The 18,041-nt window shown below is 67.8% G+C and carries 20 protein-coding genes and 1 CRISPR repeat array; of the genes, 10 read left to right on the top strand and 10 right to left on the bottom strand.

Features of this window, described 5'->3' with window-relative positions:
• Nucleotides 1-363 precede the first annotated feature (363 nt).
• From IF64_RS0122690 to IF64_RS0122680, 3 genes are all read right to left on the bottom strand, one after another.
• Nucleotides 364-567 (bottom strand): hypothetical protein, encoded by a 204-nt coding sequence (locus IF64_RS0122690; protein WP_051758090.1) that lies wholly within the window; start codon nucleotides 565-567, stop codon nucleotides 364-366.
• 254 nt (nucleotides 568-821) lie between these two features.
• Nucleotides 822-1,313 (bottom strand): DUF5994 family protein, encoded by a 492-nt coding sequence (locus tag IF64_RS25680; protein ID WP_211252644.1) that lies wholly within the window; start codon nucleotides 1,311-1,313, stop codon nucleotides 822-824.
• Nucleotides 1,314-1,578: 265 nt separating this feature from the next.
• Nucleotides 1,579-1,851, bottom strand: coding sequence for a helix-turn-helix domain-containing protein (locus IF64_RS0122680; protein WP_051758089.1), 273 nt, complete (start codon nucleotides 1,849-1,851; stop codon nucleotides 1,579-1,581).
• A 1-nt stretch (nucleotide 1,852) separates the two neighbouring features.
• On the opposite strand from IF64_RS0122680, the gene IF64_RS0122675 reads away from it, so the two are divergent.
• From IF64_RS0122675 to IF64_RS26315, 4 genes are all read left to right on the top strand, one after another.
• Nucleotides 1,853-2,032, top strand: a complete 180-nt coding sequence (locus IF64_RS0122675; protein ID WP_030534199.1) for a hypothetical protein — start codon at nucleotides 1,853-1,855, stop codon at nucleotides 2,030-2,032.
• Between the two features lie 230 nt (nucleotides 2,033-2,262).
• Nucleotides 2,263-2,697: an Hsp20/alpha crystallin family protein gene (locus tag IF64_RS0122670; RefSeq protein ID WP_030534198.1), complete on the top strand. Its 435-nt coding sequence runs from the start codon at nucleotides 2,263-2,265 to the stop codon at nucleotides 2,695-2,697.
• A 101-nt stretch (nucleotides 2,698-2,798) separates the two neighbouring features.
• Nucleotides 2,799-3,323, top strand: coding sequence for a hypothetical protein (locus IF64_RS25675; RefSeq protein WP_036877617.1), 525 nt, complete (start codon nucleotides 2,799-2,801; stop codon nucleotides 3,321-3,323).
• Nucleotides 3,324-3,406: 83 nt separating this feature from the next.
• Nucleotides 3,407-4,150 (top strand): hypothetical protein, encoded by a 744-nt coding sequence (locus IF64_RS26315; RefSeq protein ID WP_051758088.1) that lies wholly within the window; start codon nucleotides 3,407-3,409, stop codon nucleotides 4,148-4,150.
• 23 nt (nucleotides 4,151-4,173) lie between these two features.
• Here IF64_RS26315 and IF64_RS0122655 read toward each other — a convergent pair whose 3' ends face one another.
• From IF64_RS0122655 to IF64_RS0122645, 4 genes are all read right to left on the bottom strand, one after another.
• Nucleotides 4,174-5,952, bottom strand: coding sequence for a TnsA endonuclease N-terminal domain-containing protein (locus IF64_RS0122655; protein WP_145600912.1), 1,779 nt, complete (start codon nucleotides 5,950-5,952; stop codon nucleotides 4,174-4,176).
• Nucleotides 5,949-6,686 (bottom strand): ribonuclease H family protein, encoded by a 738-nt coding sequence (locus IF64_RS26775; RefSeq protein WP_145600910.1) that lies wholly within the window; start codon nucleotides 6,684-6,686, stop codon nucleotides 5,949-5,951. The genes IF64_RS0122655 and IF64_RS26775 overlap by 4 nt, the downstream gene beginning before the upstream one ends.
• Before the next feature lie 162 nt (nucleotides 6,687-6,848).
• The gene (locus IF64_RS25670) at nucleotides 6,849-7,172 is read right to left on the bottom strand and encodes a DUF6247 family protein (RefSeq protein WP_030534195.1); all 324 of its coding nucleotides are present in this window, start codon (nucleotides 7,170-7,172) and stop codon (nucleotides 6,849-6,851) included.
• A gap of 214 nt (nucleotides 7,173-7,386) precedes the next feature.
• Nucleotides 7,387-7,749: a hypothetical protein gene (locus IF64_RS0122645; protein WP_030534194.1), complete on the bottom strand. Its 363-nt coding sequence runs from the start codon at nucleotides 7,747-7,749 to the stop codon at nucleotides 7,387-7,389.
• 109 nt (nucleotides 7,750-7,858) lie between these two features.
• On the opposite strand from IF64_RS0122645, the gene IF64_RS0122640 reads away from it, so the two are divergent.
• Both IF64_RS0122640 and IF64_RS0122635 read left to right on the top strand, forming a co-directional pair.
• Nucleotides 7,859-8,506, top strand: coding sequence for a hypothetical protein (locus IF64_RS0122640; RefSeq protein WP_030534193.1), 648 nt, complete (start codon nucleotides 7,859-7,861; stop codon nucleotides 8,504-8,506).
• Nucleotides 8,507-8,583: 77 nt separating this feature from the next.
• Nucleotides 8,584-9,363 carry a hypothetical protein gene (locus IF64_RS0122635; RefSeq protein WP_030534192.1) on the top strand — a complete coding sequence of 260 codons (780 nt, stop codon included), beginning with the start codon at nucleotides 8,584-8,586 and terminating at the stop codon, nucleotides 9,361-9,363.
• Between the two features lie 12 nt (nucleotides 9,364-9,375).
• On the opposite strand, the gene IF64_RS0122630 is transcribed toward IF64_RS0122635, so the two are convergent.
• A complete protein-coding gene (locus tag IF64_RS0122630) occupies nucleotides 9,376-10,176 on the bottom strand; it encodes a hypothetical protein (RefSeq protein WP_030534191.1) in 801 nt (266 codons plus the stop codon).
• Nucleotides 10,177-10,397: 221 nt separating this feature from the next.
• Here IF64_RS0122630 and IF64_RS0122625 point away from each other — a divergent pair, with 221 nt between their 5' ends.
• Complete coding sequence (locus IF64_RS0122625; protein WP_145600906.1) at nucleotides 10,398-10,901, top strand: hypothetical protein; 504 nt, start codon at nucleotides 10,398-10,400, stop codon at nucleotides 10,899-10,901.
• On the opposite strand, the gene IF64_RS0122620 is transcribed toward IF64_RS0122625, so the two are convergent.
• Entirely contained in the window at nucleotides 10,898-11,500 is a 603-nt protein-coding gene (locus IF64_RS0122620) for an NUDIX hydrolase (protein ID WP_246134945.1), read from the bottom strand. The genes IF64_RS0122625 and IF64_RS0122620 overlap by 4 nt on opposite strands.
• 250 nt (nucleotides 11,501-11,750) lie before the next feature.
• Here IF64_RS0122620 and IF64_RS26310 point away from each other — a divergent pair, with 250 nt between their 5' ends.
• The 3 genes from IF64_RS26310 to IF64_RS26305 all read left to right on the top strand — a co-directional run bounded on the left by IF64_RS26310 (nucleotide 11,751) and on the right by IF64_RS26305 (nucleotide 15,803).
• Nucleotides 11,751-13,172 (top strand): RNA-guided endonuclease TnpB family protein, encoded by a 1,422-nt coding sequence (locus IF64_RS26310; RefSeq protein ID WP_211252643.1) that lies wholly within the window; start codon nucleotides 11,751-11,753, stop codon nucleotides 13,170-13,172.
• 171 nt (nucleotides 13,173-13,343) lie between these two features.
• Nucleotides 13,344-13,617: a CRISPR direct-repeat array (repeat unit 30 nt; unit sequence GTGCTCCCCGCACGAGCGGGGGTGATCCCG).
• A gap of 396 nt (nucleotides 13,618-14,013) precedes the next feature.
• Complete coding sequence (locus tag IF64_RS0122610) at nucleotides 14,014-14,835, top strand: ParA family protein (RefSeq protein WP_342779973.1); 822 nt, start codon at nucleotides 14,014-14,016, stop codon at nucleotides 14,833-14,835.
• Entirely contained in the window at nucleotides 14,835-15,803 is a 969-nt protein-coding gene (locus tag IF64_RS26305; RefSeq protein WP_051758083.1) for a ParB/RepB/Spo0J family partition protein, read from the top strand. Before IF64_RS0122610 ends, IF64_RS26305 begins: the two co-directional genes overlap by 1 nt.
• A gap of 809 nt (nucleotides 15,804-16,612) precedes the next feature.
• On the opposite strand, the gene dnaB is transcribed toward IF64_RS26305, so the two are convergent.
• A complete protein-coding gene (gene dnaB / locus IF64_RS0122600; protein ID WP_036877615.1) occupies nucleotides 16,613-18,037 on the bottom strand; it encodes a replicative DNA helicase in 1,425 nt (474 codons plus the stop codon).
• Nucleotides 18,038-18,041: the final 4 nt, after the last annotated feature.

The raw sequence follows: 18,041 nt of genomic DNA, 5'->3' as shown, positions 1-18,041 counted from the left end.
ATCCCCAGTTCGAGGCCGACGTAGTGGTAGGGGCGGTAGAGCGCGGCGTAGCGCTTGGACGGGTCCGGGTGCCACGGGTATTCGGCGAAGCAGCCGGAGCTGGCCACCGCCGAACTGTGGCCGCACACCCGACACCAAGGGCTGTCCCTGGGCGATCGAGCGTGCCTGGCGCTGGCTCAGCGGCTCGACCGGCCGGCACTCACCGCCGACCAGGCGTGGAAAAACCTGGACCTCGCCGTCGACGTCCAGCTGATCCGGTAGACCATGCCGACCAGGGACAACGCGCTGTGGGCGGAACGAGGCGGCATTACGGGGATTCCTATTCTCCGGGCCTTCGTGCGTGCCCGGTACTGATCGTCCGTCTCAAACCAACTGGCAGGCACACGAACTGGCCACCGGCGACTTCGCCTCGGCATAGCGTGGAAACCGCGCCTCGACCTCAAAGAACTTCAGCAACAACGCGAACCCGAGCCGCGTTGGCCCGGTCTTGTTGCCCACCAACCGCCAGTCCTCACCGACCAGCGTCCACGAACCCACCAGCTCATCCGGCTGCCACTCGCGCTGCATCCGCGAACGCTATCGATCACCGACCAGGCCCTTGATCGGAGCACCCCGCTACCTTGCGGCTCGGGACAGCTTCAGGAGTCCAGGGCCTCCATGCGATGTCGACGTGTTCGAGTGCCTGGATGAGGTCTCGCCACACCTCTAACTGGCTGGTGTTCTTCTCCGGTTGGCTTCGAGCAGTCATGGCTGCCGTCCTCGTTTGGGTATTTCGGTCTGACACCCGGGCATGGCAATGGGGCACGGACATCGGTGGTAGTTCAGTCGGTGTCGCGGATTCGGCCGCCGTCGGCTTCCCACCGCTGTTCCACGGCGCTAGCCGCCCGAGGACCAGGCACGACAGCCACGCCTGGGCGGTGGCCCAATGTGATGCCATTGCTGGCCAGAATCTCTGCCACGGTCGCGACCGAGTCATGACCTGCGGACGAGCGCAACGCGGCGCGTGCCGCGCCGCCAGGCACGCCGGAGGGCACCACAAGCAGGCTGACCCGGCGGGAGTCCGCACCGATCACCGTGACCGTGTTCGGGTCCATGGAACGGAAACCTCCGAAACGCACGATCCGATCCTGGACGAGTGCCTTGCGTGGGACCGTCCCCCACGTGCCGAGGTGGAACGAGACCCGGCTGACGATGCCAACCCACAGTTCGAGCGCGGACACCAGTTCCGGGACCTCGGCCGCGAGATCACCCGAACGCGGCCACCACCCGCCGTCCACGTATCCCGGTATCGAACCGGCCGGCTTCATCGCCATCCGCGCACTTCGCGCCTGGCTACCTGTCGTTGTCGGGGTGGGACGTAGCGGGTCCGAGATCATCTCGGCGCTCCTGCCTCCGGCAGCCCATCAGGAGCCGGGGATTACTCGCGCGCCCGAAGCGGCACCCACACAACAGCGGGTACGCCATCGCCTCTGGTACCACCAGCCTACGCCGACCTCAACACGTCGGCGGGGCACCAGCGAATCTGTCCTTCAGCAGCGATCGCCCTGTGTGGGTGCAGGCTAGCCGGGAGCCGGGGTGTCACGGTTGCCGGTTGTTGCGCTGTTGGGCCTCGTGTAGCTGGTTTTCCAAGGATACGATGCGGCAGGCTGCCTCGACCGGTGTTCCGTGGTCGACCAGTTCCCGCACCCGCGCGGCGAGGCGTAGCTGGTGACGGGAGTAACGACGGTGGCCACCGGCCGAGCGCTGTGGTTCGATCAGGCCGGTCTCATCGAGGCTACGTAGGAAGTTCTGGCTCGTGCCGAGCATGTCGGCGGCGCGTCCCATGGTGTAGGCCACATACCAACGCTCCACGTTGCCCGGTAGCGCTACCGACGCCGTCCTGCTCTACCTCGGCACACTCGGCCTGATCGTGGAACACCTCACCCTGCCCGACACCCTCACGCCACGACAGCCCGATCAACTACTCGACCAACTCACCAAACGCATACTCACCCACACCGACCACGACCCCCACACGACGCCCGACAACTGACCACGGGCGTTGCCCCTGATGAAAACCATGGGGACGTCCCTTCTCGCCGGGGCCGCGAATCCTCTGAGTACACGCTCCCTGCATCAGAAACCAGTATGTGCGCGCTGCGGGAACACGAAACTTGAGTGCGTCGTTAGCAAGGTTGAGAACAGGTTGAGCGAGCTGCCACCCGGCTTCCAGCTCTCGCCGGGAGGGCGGCGAACGTGGAACAGACAGGGAGGCGCATGACGATGTTGATGCGAACTGACCCGTTCCGTGAGCTGGACCGTCTGACCCAGCAGTTCTTCGGCACCCACGGCACCAGCAGCCGTCCAGCGGTGATGCCGATGGATGCCTACCGCTCGGGCAACGAGTACGTAATGCAGTTCGACCTGCCCGGCGTAGCACCGGAAACGATCGATCTGAACGTCGAACGCAACGTGTTGACCGTCCACGCCGAACGCACCCCGCACTACGGCGACAACGCCGACGTGCAGGTATCCGAACGCCCTCGCGGCGTGTTCTCCCGCCAACTGTTCCTGGGCGAGACCCTCGACACTGACACCATCACCGCCCACTACGAGGCCGGGGTACTGACCGTGCGGGTCTCGATCGCCGACCAAGCCCAGCCACGCAAGATCGCCATCAGCGACACCACCACCGGGGCCAAACAGATCAACGCCTAACCCCAACACGCCCCTCGTGTTCGATTCCCAACCCCGCGCACCACCCCGGCCCAAACACGCCGGCGTGGTGCGCGGGGTTGGGAATCGGGGAGGTGAGGACGGTGAGTGACCTCGACACCCTGCATGAACATCTGAACCAAGCCCACGCCGAGTTGGTCTCGGCCGACCAGCAGCTGGCCACAACTTCCCCGCGCGTCGCCGAGCTGGATGTTGCCGTCCGCGGCGCCGTGGCCACCAGCACCGCTCTGGCTGACTTGGTCACCACCCTGATCCGCCAAGCCCCACGCACCCTCGGCCACACCCATCCACAGACACTGGACGAACTCCTCGCCGACCTGCGAGCCATGCACGGCTGCCTCATCACCGGCACACTGCTGCTCGCCCCGGCCTGCGACGACCTACACCAACTCCACACCCACCACCAGCAAGGAACCACCATGCCCACAGAAGAAACCCCCACCAACGACCTCGCCGACCAACAACGCCCAGCACACCCCGAACCCACCACCACAAACCACCAACTCCGCCGCCCCGAGGACACCCTCGAAGCCAACCCCGCCGACATCGCCGACCAAGACCACGAACAACCCCTACCCCACCCCGACTACGACAACCCCCACCACTAACCAGGCGGCAGCAGCTGCACCGCCTGCGCGGCAGCCGGTTCCGGCTGACCGTCACCAGCCTCGACACCACAGCCACCCCGCCGATGGTCGAGGGAATCCGGATCATGCCCGGCTCGCACGTGCGACTCGACCTCACCCCGGACCAGGTACAGCAGCCCGGCCTCCCGGACGGTGATTACGTCCTCGACGGGCTACTGCGCGATGCCAACGGCGACCTCGTCGAACTGCCCGACCTGTCCCCCATTGCGTGTCCCCGCCCGGTGGATACGCACGTAACCAGCGGTTTCAACATGCCGGCGCCACACCAGCCGCTTCCCCGCACCATCCGCGCAACACCGAAAGGGAACTCGCCAATGGCACGCAAGAAAGCCGACGACTACGACCCCGCTACCGACACTGTGCGGGTCAAGCGCCACGATCTGGCGCGGCTTCTTCTGCAGTTCCGTTTCTTGCAGGCCAAGCAGGATTCGGGCCGCTGGCTCCACATGCACGACTACGATATCTCGTTTGAACGACTCGCCGATGCCGTCGATGCTGCTGACCAAACGCGGCAGGGAAGGCGTTGGCCTGGACCGGACTACCGCATGCGCTGCACCACCGACCCTCTCTACGTCTGGCCCGAGGGCACGCCCCACGACGGCCCGGTCACGACCGTGCACATTCCCGACTACGGCTCGCACTACGTGCTGGACCCCACAAGCACCACAGCACTATGTGGGTTCGTGTGGGCACCAGAAGAAGGCACCTCGACCAACAACGAAGCGACCTGCACCGCGTGTCGCCGGGAACATCAACTAGCGCACCATCTGCACTCGACAGAGCAATAGCCGGACAGGCCTCTGCCACCTGGTCACGGCCCCGGTGTGGGCAGGGTGAGGCGCCAGGGGTGCAGGTCGATGCGCCAGCCTTTCTGGAGGGCCAGTGCGGCGATGTCGGTGGTACTGGTGTCGTAGGTTCTGGCGATCCACCGGACTTGTTGCCAGGTCAGGCTGCCCAGGTCGCTGAGATAGCGGCCAACCGTGGTGGCGATGCTGGGTTCGACGTGACGTTCGGAGAGGTGCTGGTGCAGATTGCGGCGCCCGTCGGTGATGAGCCACCCCCACCCGTTGCTATGGCACAGGGCTCGGCTCGCGCGGGCTTTGGCGCGGTTGGCCCAGAGTGCGACGTCGGCGATGTTGCCTTTGACCTCGATCAGGAGGCATCGGCCGTCGGTGGTGGTGACCATCAGGTCGGGGTAGTAGGTCCTGCTGTGTCCGTCGACGGTGTAGTTGATGGCCATGGGCTGTTCGCAGAAGTCCGCGACGCTGGCACTGCGGTCGAGCGCCCGGATCACGTCGAGTTCGGTCTTGGATTCGTAGACGACGGTGCGGTCCAGTTTGGGCGAGTACCAGCGGCGGTCATCGTCCTCGTCAGCCGACACCTCATCGGGGCTGCGCAGGCGGTGCAGCGACGGTGGTGCCGGGGCCAGTTCGTCAGGCCAGTCCGCCAGCTCCAGGAGACGGTCGATGCGTGCCGTGGCACGTTCGAGTTGCCGTTGGGCAGCGGCTTCCTTACGGAGGTGGCGTTTGCGCATCCGCAGCAGGGAGGTCACCTCGGCGAACAGATGCTGCATGCCGCTGGCCGGCACGTATCCGGCAACCCTGGCCAGGGTTTTGACGGAGTACCGCGGGTTGGCCGCGGGAAAGGCGAGCTCGGCCAGATCCAGCAGCAGCGCCACCGGTCCGCCCTGCGGCGGGTGTGCCAGCAGCTCGGACAGCACCGTGCGCGCATGGTGGCCAGCGGTGCCTTCCACCGGTTGTGCCCAGCGGGTGAAGGCTTTGTCCACGAGCTGTCGGATGCGTTCGCGGCTCAGGCCCATTTCCTTGGCCACGGTTGCGAGGGTGGCCGGGTCACCGTCGAGCCCGATCACGCGGGACAGCGCCCGGCGGGCCCGATCATGCCGAATCTCCGCCGCGGCGGCAGAGACGAGTTCGCGCACATCAGCCGCCACATCGGGATGGGCTGCGACCACTTGCTCGACGGTGATGGTCACATCCGACAGTCCGGGCTGGCGACACTCCAACGCCCAGGTTTCCAGCAGCAACGTGCCGGTGCGGTCGTGTACGGCCCGGCCGGCGCGGCGCAGTGTGTCGTCATCGAACCGGGTCAACACCCGTGTTGCGGGGCGACAGAGGAACTCCTGGCGCCGCTCGCCGGAGAGGGTGTGCCCGGTAACCGCCTCCCACACCACCAGCACCCCGTCCGCCCCGGCCGGGGGCGTCGGCGACCTCTGATCCGCCGTACGCTTCCGCGGTTCACCGGCCGGGCCCTGGCGGCGGCCAGTCCGTGAAGACGACCGAGCGCGGCGGCGACGGTCCAGCACGCTCTGCCAGTCATAGGCAGGATTGGCGGCCAACGTCCGTTCCATCCAGCCGAGCGCGTCCACGGTGGCGACCCGCTCCTCCGGCGGGATCATGCGCCGCGCCCGCGAACGGATTCCCCCGACGCTGCGCCCGTGACGTTGGGCGATGTCCTCCGCGGACGCGCCCGTGGTGATCTCTTGCACCAGCTGGCGATCCTCCTCAAGGGTCCAGGCCTTCCCCTGATGTGACGCCGCTGCCGCGTCGGCAGGTTCGTCTTGCTCACTCATGACGTGCGGTGCTGCGCGCAGCGACCCCCACCGGTGGCCACCGTGCACGGCCGACCTTTCGCGGTGACCGCTCCGCACTGCACCGCCGGATCATGCACATGGCACCACCCCGACGGGCGCGGATCGATCGGACAGGGCTTGCCCGCCTTCGTCGTCGCAGCACACCGCCCCGTCCCCGCCCTCTGCGCCGCCCGTGGCGGCGCAGAGGTTCGCGCGGCTGCGGCCGGGGGCGATGTGCTCAGCACCGCAAGTGCGGCCAACTCCTCACCCGTCCAGTCCCACCCGCGACGGCTGCGCACCGCATCCTGTGCCGCATGGTCCGCGGCCGCGTTGAGTGGATCACCATCGACCTGGTGGGCCCGCACATACACGAAACGCACCGACCGGCCCGTCAACAGCTCGTCAATGCGAACGATCAACTCACGGTTCGCGATCGGCTTGCCCGCAGCAGTGCGGTATCCCCGGCGCCGTTGATTCGGCAACCATGTGGTCACCGCGTTCATCGCGTACTGCGAATCGATCCGCACCTCCAACGGCACGGCCGGATCAGTGGCCTGAAGAAGCTGCTCCACAGCCGTCAACTCACCGACGTTGTTGGTTGAAGACCCCAGATATCCCGATGCGCCCCGCACCGGACGGCGCCCCTGATCATCACCGATGATCCACGCCCATCCCGCCGGGCCCGGGTTCGGCTGCGCAGCACCATCCGTCGCCGCGATCACCAACCCCGCCACGACACCACCCCTTCATACCTGCGCAGACTGGCCACAGCCCTGCGCACTACGCCCATCTACGAGGGCATCGTGGCAGAGGTCCAGACCCCATCGGACCCGACAACACGGACCGAGCCAGTTCTCACCCAACTGGCCGCAACACCACAACGACTCGCCGCGCGGCTATAGCCCCAGTCGGGCCTTCGTGCGCGGCAACGGCTCATCGTGCGGAACTTCCTGCCCTGCCAGTCGGGCAGCCGCACGGCGATACATCGCGCGGTGTGCCGCGGGCCCGGCCGCGGCGGTCAGCTGCGCAACCAGCCGCCAGGACTCCACGATCTCGGCCACCTCGGACAAGTCCAGCGTCTCCGCAGCACGGGCCATGGCCTCGCGCCAGTCGCGCGCGAACTCTGCCGCTTCCTCCGGGACCAGCGCAGCGTGCACCTCGGCTGGAGACGCCTCGGTCAACAACCGGGCGCGACCGGGTTCGAGTGTCGTTGCGCGCATCACGCGCCCACAATAACGCCGCCTCGACTACCGCCCGTTCGCGAAACACCCAACGCCTGGCCCTGGACCACATGGAATGGCGACGTTTGAATACCTAGGGAGGGCCCGCGCAGACACCTCCCCCCTTATGTCGCCGCGCGGGCCCTCTCTCCCCGCCGTCAGCATGCCCGTGATCCTCGCGAATCCCGCGCCGCTACGTCACCCCGCAGGCTGGCTACTCCGGGGCCGATCCGTCCGTGACGGCACGGACGTACATTTGCCCGGTCAGCGGTGGGGTTTCGACCGCCATGAGCTCGAGCGCTCGCAGGGTCTCGAAGTAGGCCTGTTCGCGCCACTGGTCAGTGACACTGCCCGAGGGCGGCATGCCAGCACGGTGGCGCATCCGCGCAATCAGCGCGGCCAGCAGCTGATGCTCGATCGCGTCGTAGCCGGCCGTGGTCTGCGCGACCATCAGCGCGGCCAGCGCCCGACGATGAAATCCAGGCTGGTCCCAGTTCTCGTCCCGCAGCTGCTCGGCCCACATCAACAGCTGACCTGCCACGCGGGCGTCTTCGGGATCATGCTCACTGTCTGCCATGGGTAGGCATGGTGCCGCAGCGTCCACCTCCGGCCAGTAGGTGAGTGCGACGCCGTGTCCGTTCAAGAAGGCCGGGATCGCGTGTCGCGGCTGGGCTATCATCGAACATATGATCGATCGACGGGGACTGACGGGGTCGCAGGGTGAGTTCGGCCGCGCCGAGCGCGTGGTCCCGCTCTGGCCCGGACAGCCGCCGCCCCAGCGCTGCCCGCGCGGGCACGAGCTCGCCGTCGGCGGCGCCCGGGCCGGCTGGTTGCACCTCTACCAGCAGCCCTCGACCACATGCCGGGTATGCGCCGACCTGCGGCTGCCCGGAGCCACCTGGTGCCTGGTCGATCCGACCGAACAGGAACTCGCCGCCAGCAGCGACGAGCCGCCGCACTCAAACGACCTGGTATTGCGGGCCACCCCGCCATCGACGCGGGGTGGGCTCGGGCAGATCGCCCTGTGGGTCGAACATGACCGAGCGGGAGTGGCCCAGCTGCGGGTGTGCGGCCCGTGCCAGGTCGGGGTCATCGAGCACGTCCACGTCGAACCCATTCACCGCGAGCTCGGCTACGGACGCCTGCTCGTCGCCGCCGGCCTGGCCCGCGGCCCCGGCTACACCTGGTCGGTCGCCGACATCGACCGCGACGCCGACCTCGTCACACGCGCGTTCGCCGCCAGCGTCCTATCCCCTCTCCTGTCCGACCAGGCCGGGCCGCACCGGTGCACCGACATGCGCCGCGCCCGCGGCGAGACCGACGCCGGGCCTTAGCTGGAGGTCAGCCAAGCCGTCCACGTGCCACGGCCTGAGTTCACAGTGTTCCGGGATTGGGCTGGCACGCTGAGCCTGTGAGCAGCGAGTACCAGTACCGAGTCAAACGCGATGGCGACAGCTACCTCGGTGATGCCGAACCACCCGTCGACACGCTCGAAGGCGCACTGGGGCGCGCGCTCTCGCTTCTACTGGGCCATGCCCGCACTCCCACCGCAGCCGTGCTGGCCATCGCGCCCGCTGATCAGTCGGCGCTGGCGCGGGTGGATCTGCACTGCATCCAGCCCGGCCTCGTGCTGCCCGTCGGGGTCGGCGGTCTTACCGATTCGGTCCGCGCACTGCTGGCCGGCGGGTTCGACGGCTGGCGCGTTCCCGAGCTGCCCGCAGAGCCTGAACCGCTATCCAATCGGGACGAGCAGCTGCCGCTGAAGGTGCGCAACGTACTGGCCCGCCACCACTTCCAGTGGGTCGAGGAGGTCGCGCTCGTGCCCGACCGCGCCTTCCAGGCGATGCGCAACATGGGCGAGCTATCGCTGCAACGACTCCGCGCGGCCATCCCCGCCCACACCCCACGCCGCGACCCGGCGGGCCAACCGCTCGACGACGAGTCCGGCACCGTGGTCGCACTATCCCGGGGCCGCGGCGACGCGCCCGCCGAGGTGCACCGCGAATCGCTGGTCGAGATGATCACCATCCGCGGCAGCAGCAACGTCGAGGCGTTCGCCGCCGCCAGCCGTTGGCTGGCCGACCACCCCGACCAGACACTGTTCGGCGTGGACTACGACTACACCCCCTACGAACTCTCCGACGGTGATCCCGACACCCACCCGTACGTGCTCCGTCTAACCGTCGGCTGACCACGCGCGCGGTCATGGGCAGGGTCGCCACGCCGTGATCTCGAATCCGCCGGCGCCTCCGCGGTGGGGCTCGACGATGAGGATGCCCAGCGACCGGGGCCCAGTGGAGCCAACATCGATGTCGCACACCCGCACCGTGACGGTGTCACCGTCGAAATCCTGCTGACTGCCCGGCACCCAGAAGTTGTTCTGGTAGTCGACCGGGTTGTCGATCCGGCCGGCCAGCGTCCGAGCGGCCGACTCACAATCCGGTTCCCCATGGGCTGCTGCGAACGTCGCCGCAGCCTCCGGTGTGAAGGCGAAACACGTCGAGGTCGGGTCGTTCTCGGCGAGAGTTCGGGCCAGGTAGTCGGCCACCGCGGTCGGTGAGTGCGGCAGGATCCGCGACACGCTCTCTTGCCGTTGCGCTGCCGCTTCCTGGGCGGCCTGCTCGGCGCGAGCCTGAATGTGCAAGACCGCGCCTACCATCCCCGTCACGAGACCAGCAACACCAACCACGGCCATGGTGATCACAGACGGGTGTGTGGCCGGGACCCGGCGGCCACGCACTAACCACACCAGCACCCCGACCACCGCCGCGACCAGCGTGAGCAACCACGCCCACCACGGCATGGCCGACAGCCAGATCACATCGGCCACGACCAACGCGGCCGCCGCTGTCCACGCAGGACCCCACCGCTGCCGCGCGCCCAGCAACACCAGCACCACCAGCGTGCCGGCGGCCCACAGCCACGGCACCCAGTCACCGGACACCGCGTATGCCGTCACCGCCACGACCGCGGCCGCGGTCAACAACCCAACCTGCGCGATCACGCCCCGACGCCACACCAGCCGTCGTGACGGCCCTCCCCCACCGTCCATACCGTCCACGGTAAACACGTCCGGACACGAACGCGCCCGGTTCAGACCGCACACGGTCGACGTTGCGCAGGTGGCGGCTGATTCCGCGATACTCGCTTCATGTCGCTGAGTTCCCTGTGATCGTGCCCCGGCCGCCGTGGAACATCAGCGCTGACTACGCAGAAGGGGACCCCGTGCTGGCCGTCGACGTCACTTCGTTTCTGCCCGACCCGGATTCCCGCTCGGACCAGGCGCTGCGGGCCTGTCTGGATCAGTCGTGGACGATCTCCCGGGCGGCCCTGGACCGCAACGGGGACGAGCTGATGGCCATCGCCGACGGGCGCATCGCTGGGGTATGGACCATCACCACCACCCACCGCGATCCCGAGTCCAACACGGTGACCTTCGAGCTCGGCGAAGCGCCGCAGTGGGACTGGGCCATCGGACGCACCGCACCCCGCAGCCGCAGCCTCGGCCAAGCCAGCTGGCTGCGCTCGGTCCCCCAGATCTACCTCACCGACCTCTGGGATCAACAACCCGCGGTGTCCGAAGCCAAGCAGGGCTGGACGTTGGATGTCGCCGCGGACGGGCGCAGCGCGATCGTGCGTGGCCCCAGCCCACACCTGCAGATCGTCTCGCTCGCCGACGGCACCGCCACGCTGGCGCTGCCCGAATCGCCGCGGCAGGAGGAGCCCTAAGGCAGCGCCCGGTAGCGATACAGCGCGACCGCGGTGGTCGCGCCCAGCAGTTGGCCGCCGTCGGCGAGCTCGTCGACGCGCTCGAGCGGTATCCACGACACTGTGCCCGCCTCGTACGGATCCGACGGCTCGCACACTTGCTCGGCGCCCTGGCGCCAGAGGAACACGTGCATGGCGCTGTCGATCAGGCCCGGCATCGGATGCACTGTCAGCAGATGCTCCGAAGGCCCGTGTGGAACATAGCCGCTTTCCTCGAGTAATTCCCGTCGCGCAGTGTCTACGGGGTCCTCGCCGTCATCGACCAGGCCGCCGAGCAGTTCGTAGCCGTCTTGGCCAATCACCCACCGCTCCCGGCGCAGCATCAGCACCGCCTGGCGCTGTTCGTCGACGATCAGCGCCACTGCCGCATCTGGCACCCAGATCGCTGCATGTTCGAAACGGTCTGAATTTGGCGCGGTCACATCGACCATGTCCACCCGCAGCCACGGCGACCCGTCATATGCCGTTCGTGAGCGATGCACCGTCCACGACGTGTTCTTCTGCGGCCTCTCCGGTTCGTACGCACCCAGTGGACGAATCCTCGGCATTCCATCAGTCATGCCACCGACCCTGCCGATCGCAGCGACCCGCCACATCAACTCCACCAGGAATCCGCCGAACGTGAAAGTCGACCCCAGTCCGAGCGGGTTGTGATGATGGGCTGGCAGTCATGGTCGACATCGCGCCACCAGCCCTCGACCAATCCGGACGGATATCAGCGATTCTTCGACGCATTTCCATGCCCGTCGGGCGGCGTCGGCGGGTTCGTGGTGGCGGGGAGTGTCAGGGGTGGGCGCTACCGTGCTGCGCGTGGTTGATCCGGGCAGCACGGTGGTGGACGAGAACGAGCGGAGGCGCCAGCGCGCCTACCGGTTCGCGCTCGACCCGACCCCTGCCCAAGAGGCCGTGCTCACCGCACACGCCGACGCCGCCCGGTGGGCGTTCAACTTCGCCCTGGCCCAGAAGAAAGCTGCGAACGAGACCTGGCGACTCCAAGTCGCCGAGCTGACCGGCCTCGGGTTCACCGAAGCCGAAGCCCGCAAGACGGCGGTCAAGACGCCGAACGCGCCCGAGGTGGCACGCCGGTGGACCGCCTGGCGGGACAACCCGGCCGCTGATCCGTGGCGCGGCGGGATCTGCCCGTGGTGGCGTGGCATCAACCGGTTCGCGTTCTCCTCCGGATTCCGCGACGCCGACCAGGCATGGTCGAACTGGATGTCCAGCCTCGCCGGGAAACGCGCCGGCCGACGGGTGGGAGAGCCGCGGTTCAAGCGCAAGGGCCGGGTGACGCCGTCGTTCCGGCTGCACCACGACGTCAAGAAACCAACCATCCGCACCGACGGCTACCGCCGTTTGCGGATGCCGAACATCGGCACCGTGCGACTGCACGACACCGCAAAGCGCATGGTGCGGGCGTTGGAACGGGGCGGCCGGGTGCAGTCGGTGACGTGCAGCCGCCGCGGGCACCGGTGGTATGCCTCCGTGCTCGTCGACGAGCCAGACGTCACGCCCGGCCGCGAGACGCAGGTCGGCCCGTCGCACCGGCAGAAGAACGCCGGGCGGATTGGCGTGGACCTGGGCACGAAAGCACTGGCCGCGCTGTCGGAACCGGTGCCGGGGCTGTCCGACGAGCACGGTCTGATCGAGAACCCGCGACACTTGAAGAAGGCCCGGCGCCGGCTGGTGCGAGCGGCGCGGCAGATGTCACGCCGGGTCGGACCTGACAAACGCACCGGGCAGAAACCGTCGAACCGGTGGAAACGCGCCCGCGCACGGCTGTCGAAGATCCAACGCGAGGTCACCGTGCAACGCGCCTCGCATCTGCACTGGATCACCAAAACCCTGTCGACGTCGTACGCCGAAGTCGCGATTGAGGATCTGAACGTTGCTGGGATGACCCGATCGGCGAAGGGCGACGTCGCCGAGCCGGGGCGGAACGTGCGCGCGAAGACCGGACTGAACCGGTCGATCCTCGACGCGGCGCCGGGCGAGTTCCGACGTCAGCTCGACTACAAAACGCCCTGGTACGGGTCCACGGTCGCGGTGTGCGACCGGTGGGCGCCGACCAGCAAGACATGCTCGGCATGCGGGGCAGCGAAAACCAAGCTGCCTTTGTCCGAGCGGGTCTACACCTGCAACCACTGCGGGTTCGTGTGTGATCGGGACGTCAACGCGGCACGCAACATCGCCGCAATGGCTGTCCCCGTCGACCCTGGAGGAGGGCGACGCTAAACCGCGCGTGGAGCGGGTGTAAGTCCCCGCCGGCCCTTGGCTGGTGTGGCTCTCCGCGGCGAAGCGCGCAGCCCAGAGCACTGCTCCGGGCACCGTAGGAGAGTGATCTCCTGCTCACCCCTCCTAACTCAATAGCGGGGATACCGACGGTATGAGCGCAGGTCAGGAAGTGTGCTCCCCGCACGAGCGGGGGTGATCCCAACCGATGAGCACGACGTTCACCCCTGCCCCTGTGCTCCCCGCACGAGCGGGGGTGATCCCGGACATCGGAGGGGAACACGATGAACGCCTACGTGCTCCCCGCACGAGCGGGGGTGATCCCGAAATGGCGATGATGTAGATGCACGCGCGAACGTGCTCCCCGCACGAGCGGGGGTGATCCGTCCACACCGGACTTGACCACCCTTCCCGGTAAGTGCTCCCCGCACGAGCGGGGGTGATCCGGGACTGACGTGATCAACGGACACCGACACGACGTGCTCCCCGCACGAGCGGGGTGATCCGTGGGACTTGATCTCGTTCGCGAGCGGGCCGTTGTGCTCCCCGCACGAGCGGGGGTGATCCCGAGGACTGGTACGGCGCCACCGACGACGCCGTGTGCTCCCCGCACGAGCGGGGGTTATCCGGCCCGGCCAGACGAGCGGGAGGGGGTGATCCAGGCCGGTGCGCCAACGCCCGATCCTTTTGACGAGCGGCCGGGTGCGCCCCGCGCGAGCATTGGTGGCATATCAGGGCCTGATAAATCTGCGATCCCGGTATAGCGCCCTGTTCGCGCTGTCGCTCACGCCGCGACGTATCAGGGCCTGATATCTGTGCCGACGCTGCACGCGACAGTGGCAGGATGCCCGCTATGGCTGCCAGCACATCGTCACAACTCTCTCGGACTGTTGCTGTCGCGAATCAGAAAGGTGGGGTGGGCAAGTCCACCTCGACCATCTGCCTTGCCCGCGCCGCACACATCGCCGGACACCGAACTCTTGTCGTCGACCTGGACGCCCAGGCCAACACAACCTCCGACCTCGCTGCCGAGCCTGTGCCGGCAGATACCGTGACCATCGCCGACGCGCTCGTCGGTGACGTCGAACTCGCCGACGTCGTCGTGCCTGCAATCTGGGAGCGCGTCATGCTCGCGCCCGCCGGTGCGACGCTGTCGGTGGCCTTGGACCAGCTCGCCTCGGTCGTAGCGCGCGAGATGCGACTCCGCAAGCTCATCAAGTCCGTGACGACCGAGTACGACCTGATCCTGATTGACTGTCCACCCGCTCTGGGCCTGTCGACGGTGAACGCGCTCACCGCCGCCAACGACGTCATTCTCGTCGCAGAACCCGATGCCTGGTCGCTCGACGCGGTCGCTGACTTCGCGCAGACGGTCGCCGACATTCGCGAGGACCTGAACCCAAATCTGGGTACCGCAGGCGTGCTACTGAACCGCTACCGGCGTACCGCCGAGGCCACACAGGTCATTGACGAACTCGTCGCCGGCCTCGACGCGCACTTGCCCGGCACGCCAGTCTGGACCGACCGGACGGTGCCACTCTGGACCGACATCTCGAAGCACGTGCACGCCGGGCGCGGGCTGGATGAAGGTCCACCTCGGCTGCGTCAGCTCATGGAGCGCGTGTACTCGCCGATCGTGGCCGAGCTGGTCGGAGGTAGTCGTTGATGGCGCGACAGTCGAGGTTCACGGGTCAGTCGCCGGCGCGGCCGGAGTCGATCCAGCGGGCGGCGGAGATGCCGCTGGATTTGCTCGTGGGGTCACCGGCAAATCGGCGGGACGAGACCCAGGACGACGCGGACGAGCTGGTCGATGCGATCCGCGCGCAGGGTGTGCTCCAGCCGCTCGGCATCGTCACGGTCGAGACGTTCTGTGAGACATGGCCGGAGCACGCCGCCGAGGTGCAGGCATCCGAGGCTCGGCACGTGGTGGTCAACGGCAACCGGAGGTTGTGGGCGGCCAGGGAGGCCGGGCTGGCCACGGTTCCGGTGCACCAGGTCAGGACTGCCGATCTGCGGGTCGCGGTGCTGTCGGAGAACGTGAACCGGCGGGCGATGTCGCCGCTGGCCGAGGCGGACGCCGTGGCCGAGCTGGTCGAGCTGCACGGCGGCCAGGTGGCGGCAGCGAAGGCACTGGGCCGGTCGCAGGGATGGATATCCGGCAGGGTCAAGCTGCGGAAGCAGGTCGCGCCCGAGTTGCAGCAGAAGGTCGAGGCCGGGGAACTCGCCATCGACGACGCCCTCAAGCTCGCGAAGAAGGGCAAGAGCCATGCGGATCAGGTGGCCGATTATCAGGCCCTGATATCCGGCGGAGGACAGCCGGAGGTTAACGAGGACGGCGCCGTCGACTTATCAGGCCCTGATAAGTCGACGGCCGGTAACGGTCGGTCGAAGCGATCGCAGTCGGCGCAGTTGCATCCGGGCCTGCCGAAGGCGGCGGCGAACGCAGCGAAGGCGGTGCGGGAGTTGGTGCTCGCGGTCGGCGACGCGCGTCGCGACGGGACGTCCGAGGATGAGTTGCGGGCGATACTCAAAGGCGTCGCCGACGGACTCGGCGTGGACGTCGACGGGCTGCCTCCGGCGGTGCTCGCGGCGGCCAAACTCGATGGCTCCCAGGCTTCGTCAGGGAGCCATTAATCAGGCGTCGGTGACACCGTCATTGGACTGTCCCTGTGGGTGTCGTCGCCGGGGGTGTCATCTGCTGCGTGAGCTGCGGTGATGACGGTCGCGATGACACCCCCGATGACACTCTGATGACACCCGCCGATGACGGGTGCGCGGGGTGTCATCGACAACGGTGGACGACACCTTGTGATGACGGGTTCGGGGTGTCGTCCGGCTCCGGCTCGACGACACCGCGATGGTGTCGTCAGTGACGATCATCCCGGTGTCCCGGAGGGCCTGTCGAAGGTGTCATCGGACCGCCGGCGCGGCGGCGTGTGACCCAGCCGGCGACTGGTGTGTTCGTAGGCTCGTGGCCCAGCGGGGGTCCACAGCCTGGGAGCTCGGTGCGACTGGACCGAGCGTGGTGATCGCGTCGGTGGCACACGGGCGGTTGTCGATGTCGTCCCGGCAGGCGCAGTACACGTGCCACCCCGGGGGCCGCGCTCGAGGAGTGGACGGAGCCGGCGCCGTTCTGACGCCGACGACGGCTGCGCAACCCTGGGCGCAACCCCCTGTGACCTGCAGAAACTGTGTGAGCGCAACCCGGCGCAACCCCAGAGTGCAACCCGTCATCACACCGCAACTTGCGCCGCGCATCCCATAGTGCTGTGACCTGCGGAAACATGTTCGCCCTCGCGCGCGCGTGCGCGTAGGCGCGTCGCGCGTCGCGTCGCTTAGGGCTTCTTCCGGAGCTACTGAGCTTGCCCGCGCACGCGTCCGCGCAACCCTCGGCCCTACACGGCCGTTATGGCCCGGCCGTGTAGGGCGTTATACGGACTCGGTCAGCCTTGGGCGAGGTCGGCGAATCGGCAGTAGTGCAGCTGTTGGGCGATCGAGATCGTTGAGCACGGACCGCCGCGGTTCTTGGCGAGGATCAGGTCGGCCTCGCCGGCGCGGGGCGAGTCTGGCTCGATCGAGTCTGGGCGGTGGATGAGCATGATGATGTCGCTGTCCTGTTCAATCGCGCCGGACTCGCGTAGATCGGAGGCGGCCGGCTTCTTGTCGGCGCGGTCTTCGCTCTTGCGGTTGAGCTGGGAGAGCATCACGACCGGCACCTCGAGCGACTTGGCGGCGAGTTTGAGCTCGCGGGTGATGGAAGCGACCTCGCGTTCGCGGTTGTCGGCAGGGGTGTCGGCGTGCATCAGCTGCAGGTAGTCCACGACGATCATCGACAGGCCGGTGCGACGTTGCTGCTGCCGGGCCAGGGCGCGGATCTGACCCGGGGTCACGCGTGCGTTGTCGTCGATCATCAGCAGATCCCCGACACAGGTGTTCGAGCCCTCGGACACGGGCTGGGATGTCTCGGCGGCCTTGCGGTAGATCCGGTCGCGGCTGGCCTCGTCGAGTCGCCCTTGGCTGGTGTAGTCCGAGTGGCGAACCCGGGCTTCGGCGCAGATAACCCGGTCCCACAGCTCGCCCTCGGACATCTCGAGGGAAAAGAACATCACGGGCTGGCGCTGTGCGGGGTCGCCGTGGTGGAACGCGACGTGCCTGGCCCAGTCCATGGCCAGGGTCGACTTGCCCACGCCAGGGCGGGCGGCCACGGTGACCAGTTGGCCGGGCCGAAGGCCACCGGAGAGGACCGCGTCGAGGTCGGCGAAGCCGGTGGGCAACCCACCCGGCAGACGACCGGCCTGCAAGTCGTCGAGGTGCTGCAGCCGGTCCCGGGTCAGCCGCGCGAACGTCGCCTTCCGCACGGTTCCGGTGGCAGCGTCGTTGACCTCGTCAAGGCGCTGCTGCACCGATGAGAGCAGCTGGGCCACATCCGCACCGCCGTCACCGTCGATGCGGGCGCTGTTGATCGCCAGCTGGTTGGCCTGGATCCCGAGCTCGGCCACCCGTCGCAGCACGGCCTTCTCGTGCACCAGCGTGGCGTAGTAGCCAGCGTTCGCCGCGGTCGGCACGGTTTCGATCAGCGTGTGCAGGTACGGCGCACCGCCGACCTTGTGCAGCTCTTCCCGACGGTCGAGCTCGGCGGCCACCGTGATGGCATCGGCCGGCCGGTCGTCCTGGTGCAAGGCCACGATCGCCGCGAATACCGCCTGGTGACGGATCGAGAAGAACTCCTCGCGAGTCAGCGTCGCGGTGACCTCGGTGATCGCATCGGCCGAGAGCAGCATCCCGCCCAGCACTGACTGCTCGGCACGCAGGTCGGCCAGCAGCTCACGTGCTTCGTCGTCCTGAGAGACACTCGTGGTTGTGGACATGATT

The sequence above is a fragment of the Prauserella rugosa genome (assembly GCF_000719975.1).
GTDB classification, from domain to species: domain Bacteria; phylum Actinomycetota; class Actinomycetes; order Mycobacteriales; family Pseudonocardiaceae; genus Prauserella; species Prauserella rugosa.
This window is presented reverse-complemented; position numbering and strand designations above follow the sequence as displayed.

Coding starts and splice junctions, on each gene's coding strand:
- IF64_RS0122610 (WP_342779973.1), top strand. CDS start 14,014: ATGCCCGCTATGGCTGCCAGCACATCGTCACAACTCTCTCGGACTGTT.
- IF64_RS0122690 (WP_051758090.1), bottom strand. CDS start 567: ATGCAGCGCGAGTGGCAGCCGGATGAGCTGGTGGGTTCGTGGACGCTG.
- IF64_RS0122640 (WP_030534193.1), top strand. CDS start 7,859: ATGATCGATCGACGGGGACTGACGGGGTCGCAGGGTGAGTTCGGCCGC.
- IF64_RS26315 (WP_051758088.1), top strand. CDS start 3,407: ATGGTCGAGGGAATCCGGATCATGCCCGGCTCGCACGTGCGACTCGAC.
- dnaB (WP_036877615.1), bottom strand. CDS start 18,037: ATGTCCACAACCACGAGTGTCTCTCAGGACGACGAAGCACGTGAGCTG.
- IF64_RS25680 (WP_211252644.1), bottom strand. CDS start 1,313: ATGGCGATGAAGCCGGCCGGTTCGATACCGGGATACGTGGACGGCGGG.
- IF64_RS0122670 (WP_030534198.1), top strand. CDS start 2,263: ATGTTGATGCGAACTGACCCGTTCCGTGAGCTGGACCGTCTGACCCAG.
- IF64_RS0122620 (WP_246134945.1), bottom strand. CDS start 11,500: ATGACTGATGGAATGCCGAGGATTCGTCCACTGGGTGCGTACGAACCG.
- IF64_RS26305 (WP_051758083.1), top strand. CDS start 14,835: ATGGCGCGACAGTCGAGGTTCACGGGTCAGTCGCCGGCGCGGCCGGAG.
- IF64_RS25670 (WP_030534195.1), bottom strand. CDS start 7,172: ATGCGCGCAACGACACTCGAACCCGGTCGCGCCCGGTTGTTGACCGAG.
- IF64_RS0122645 (WP_030534194.1), bottom strand. CDS start 7,749: ATGGCAGACAGTGAGCATGATCCCGAAGACGCCCGCGTGGCAGGTCAG.
- IF64_RS0122655 (WP_145600912.1), bottom strand. CDS start 5,952: ATGAGTGAGCAAGACGAACCTGCCGACGCGGCAGCGGCGTCACATCAG.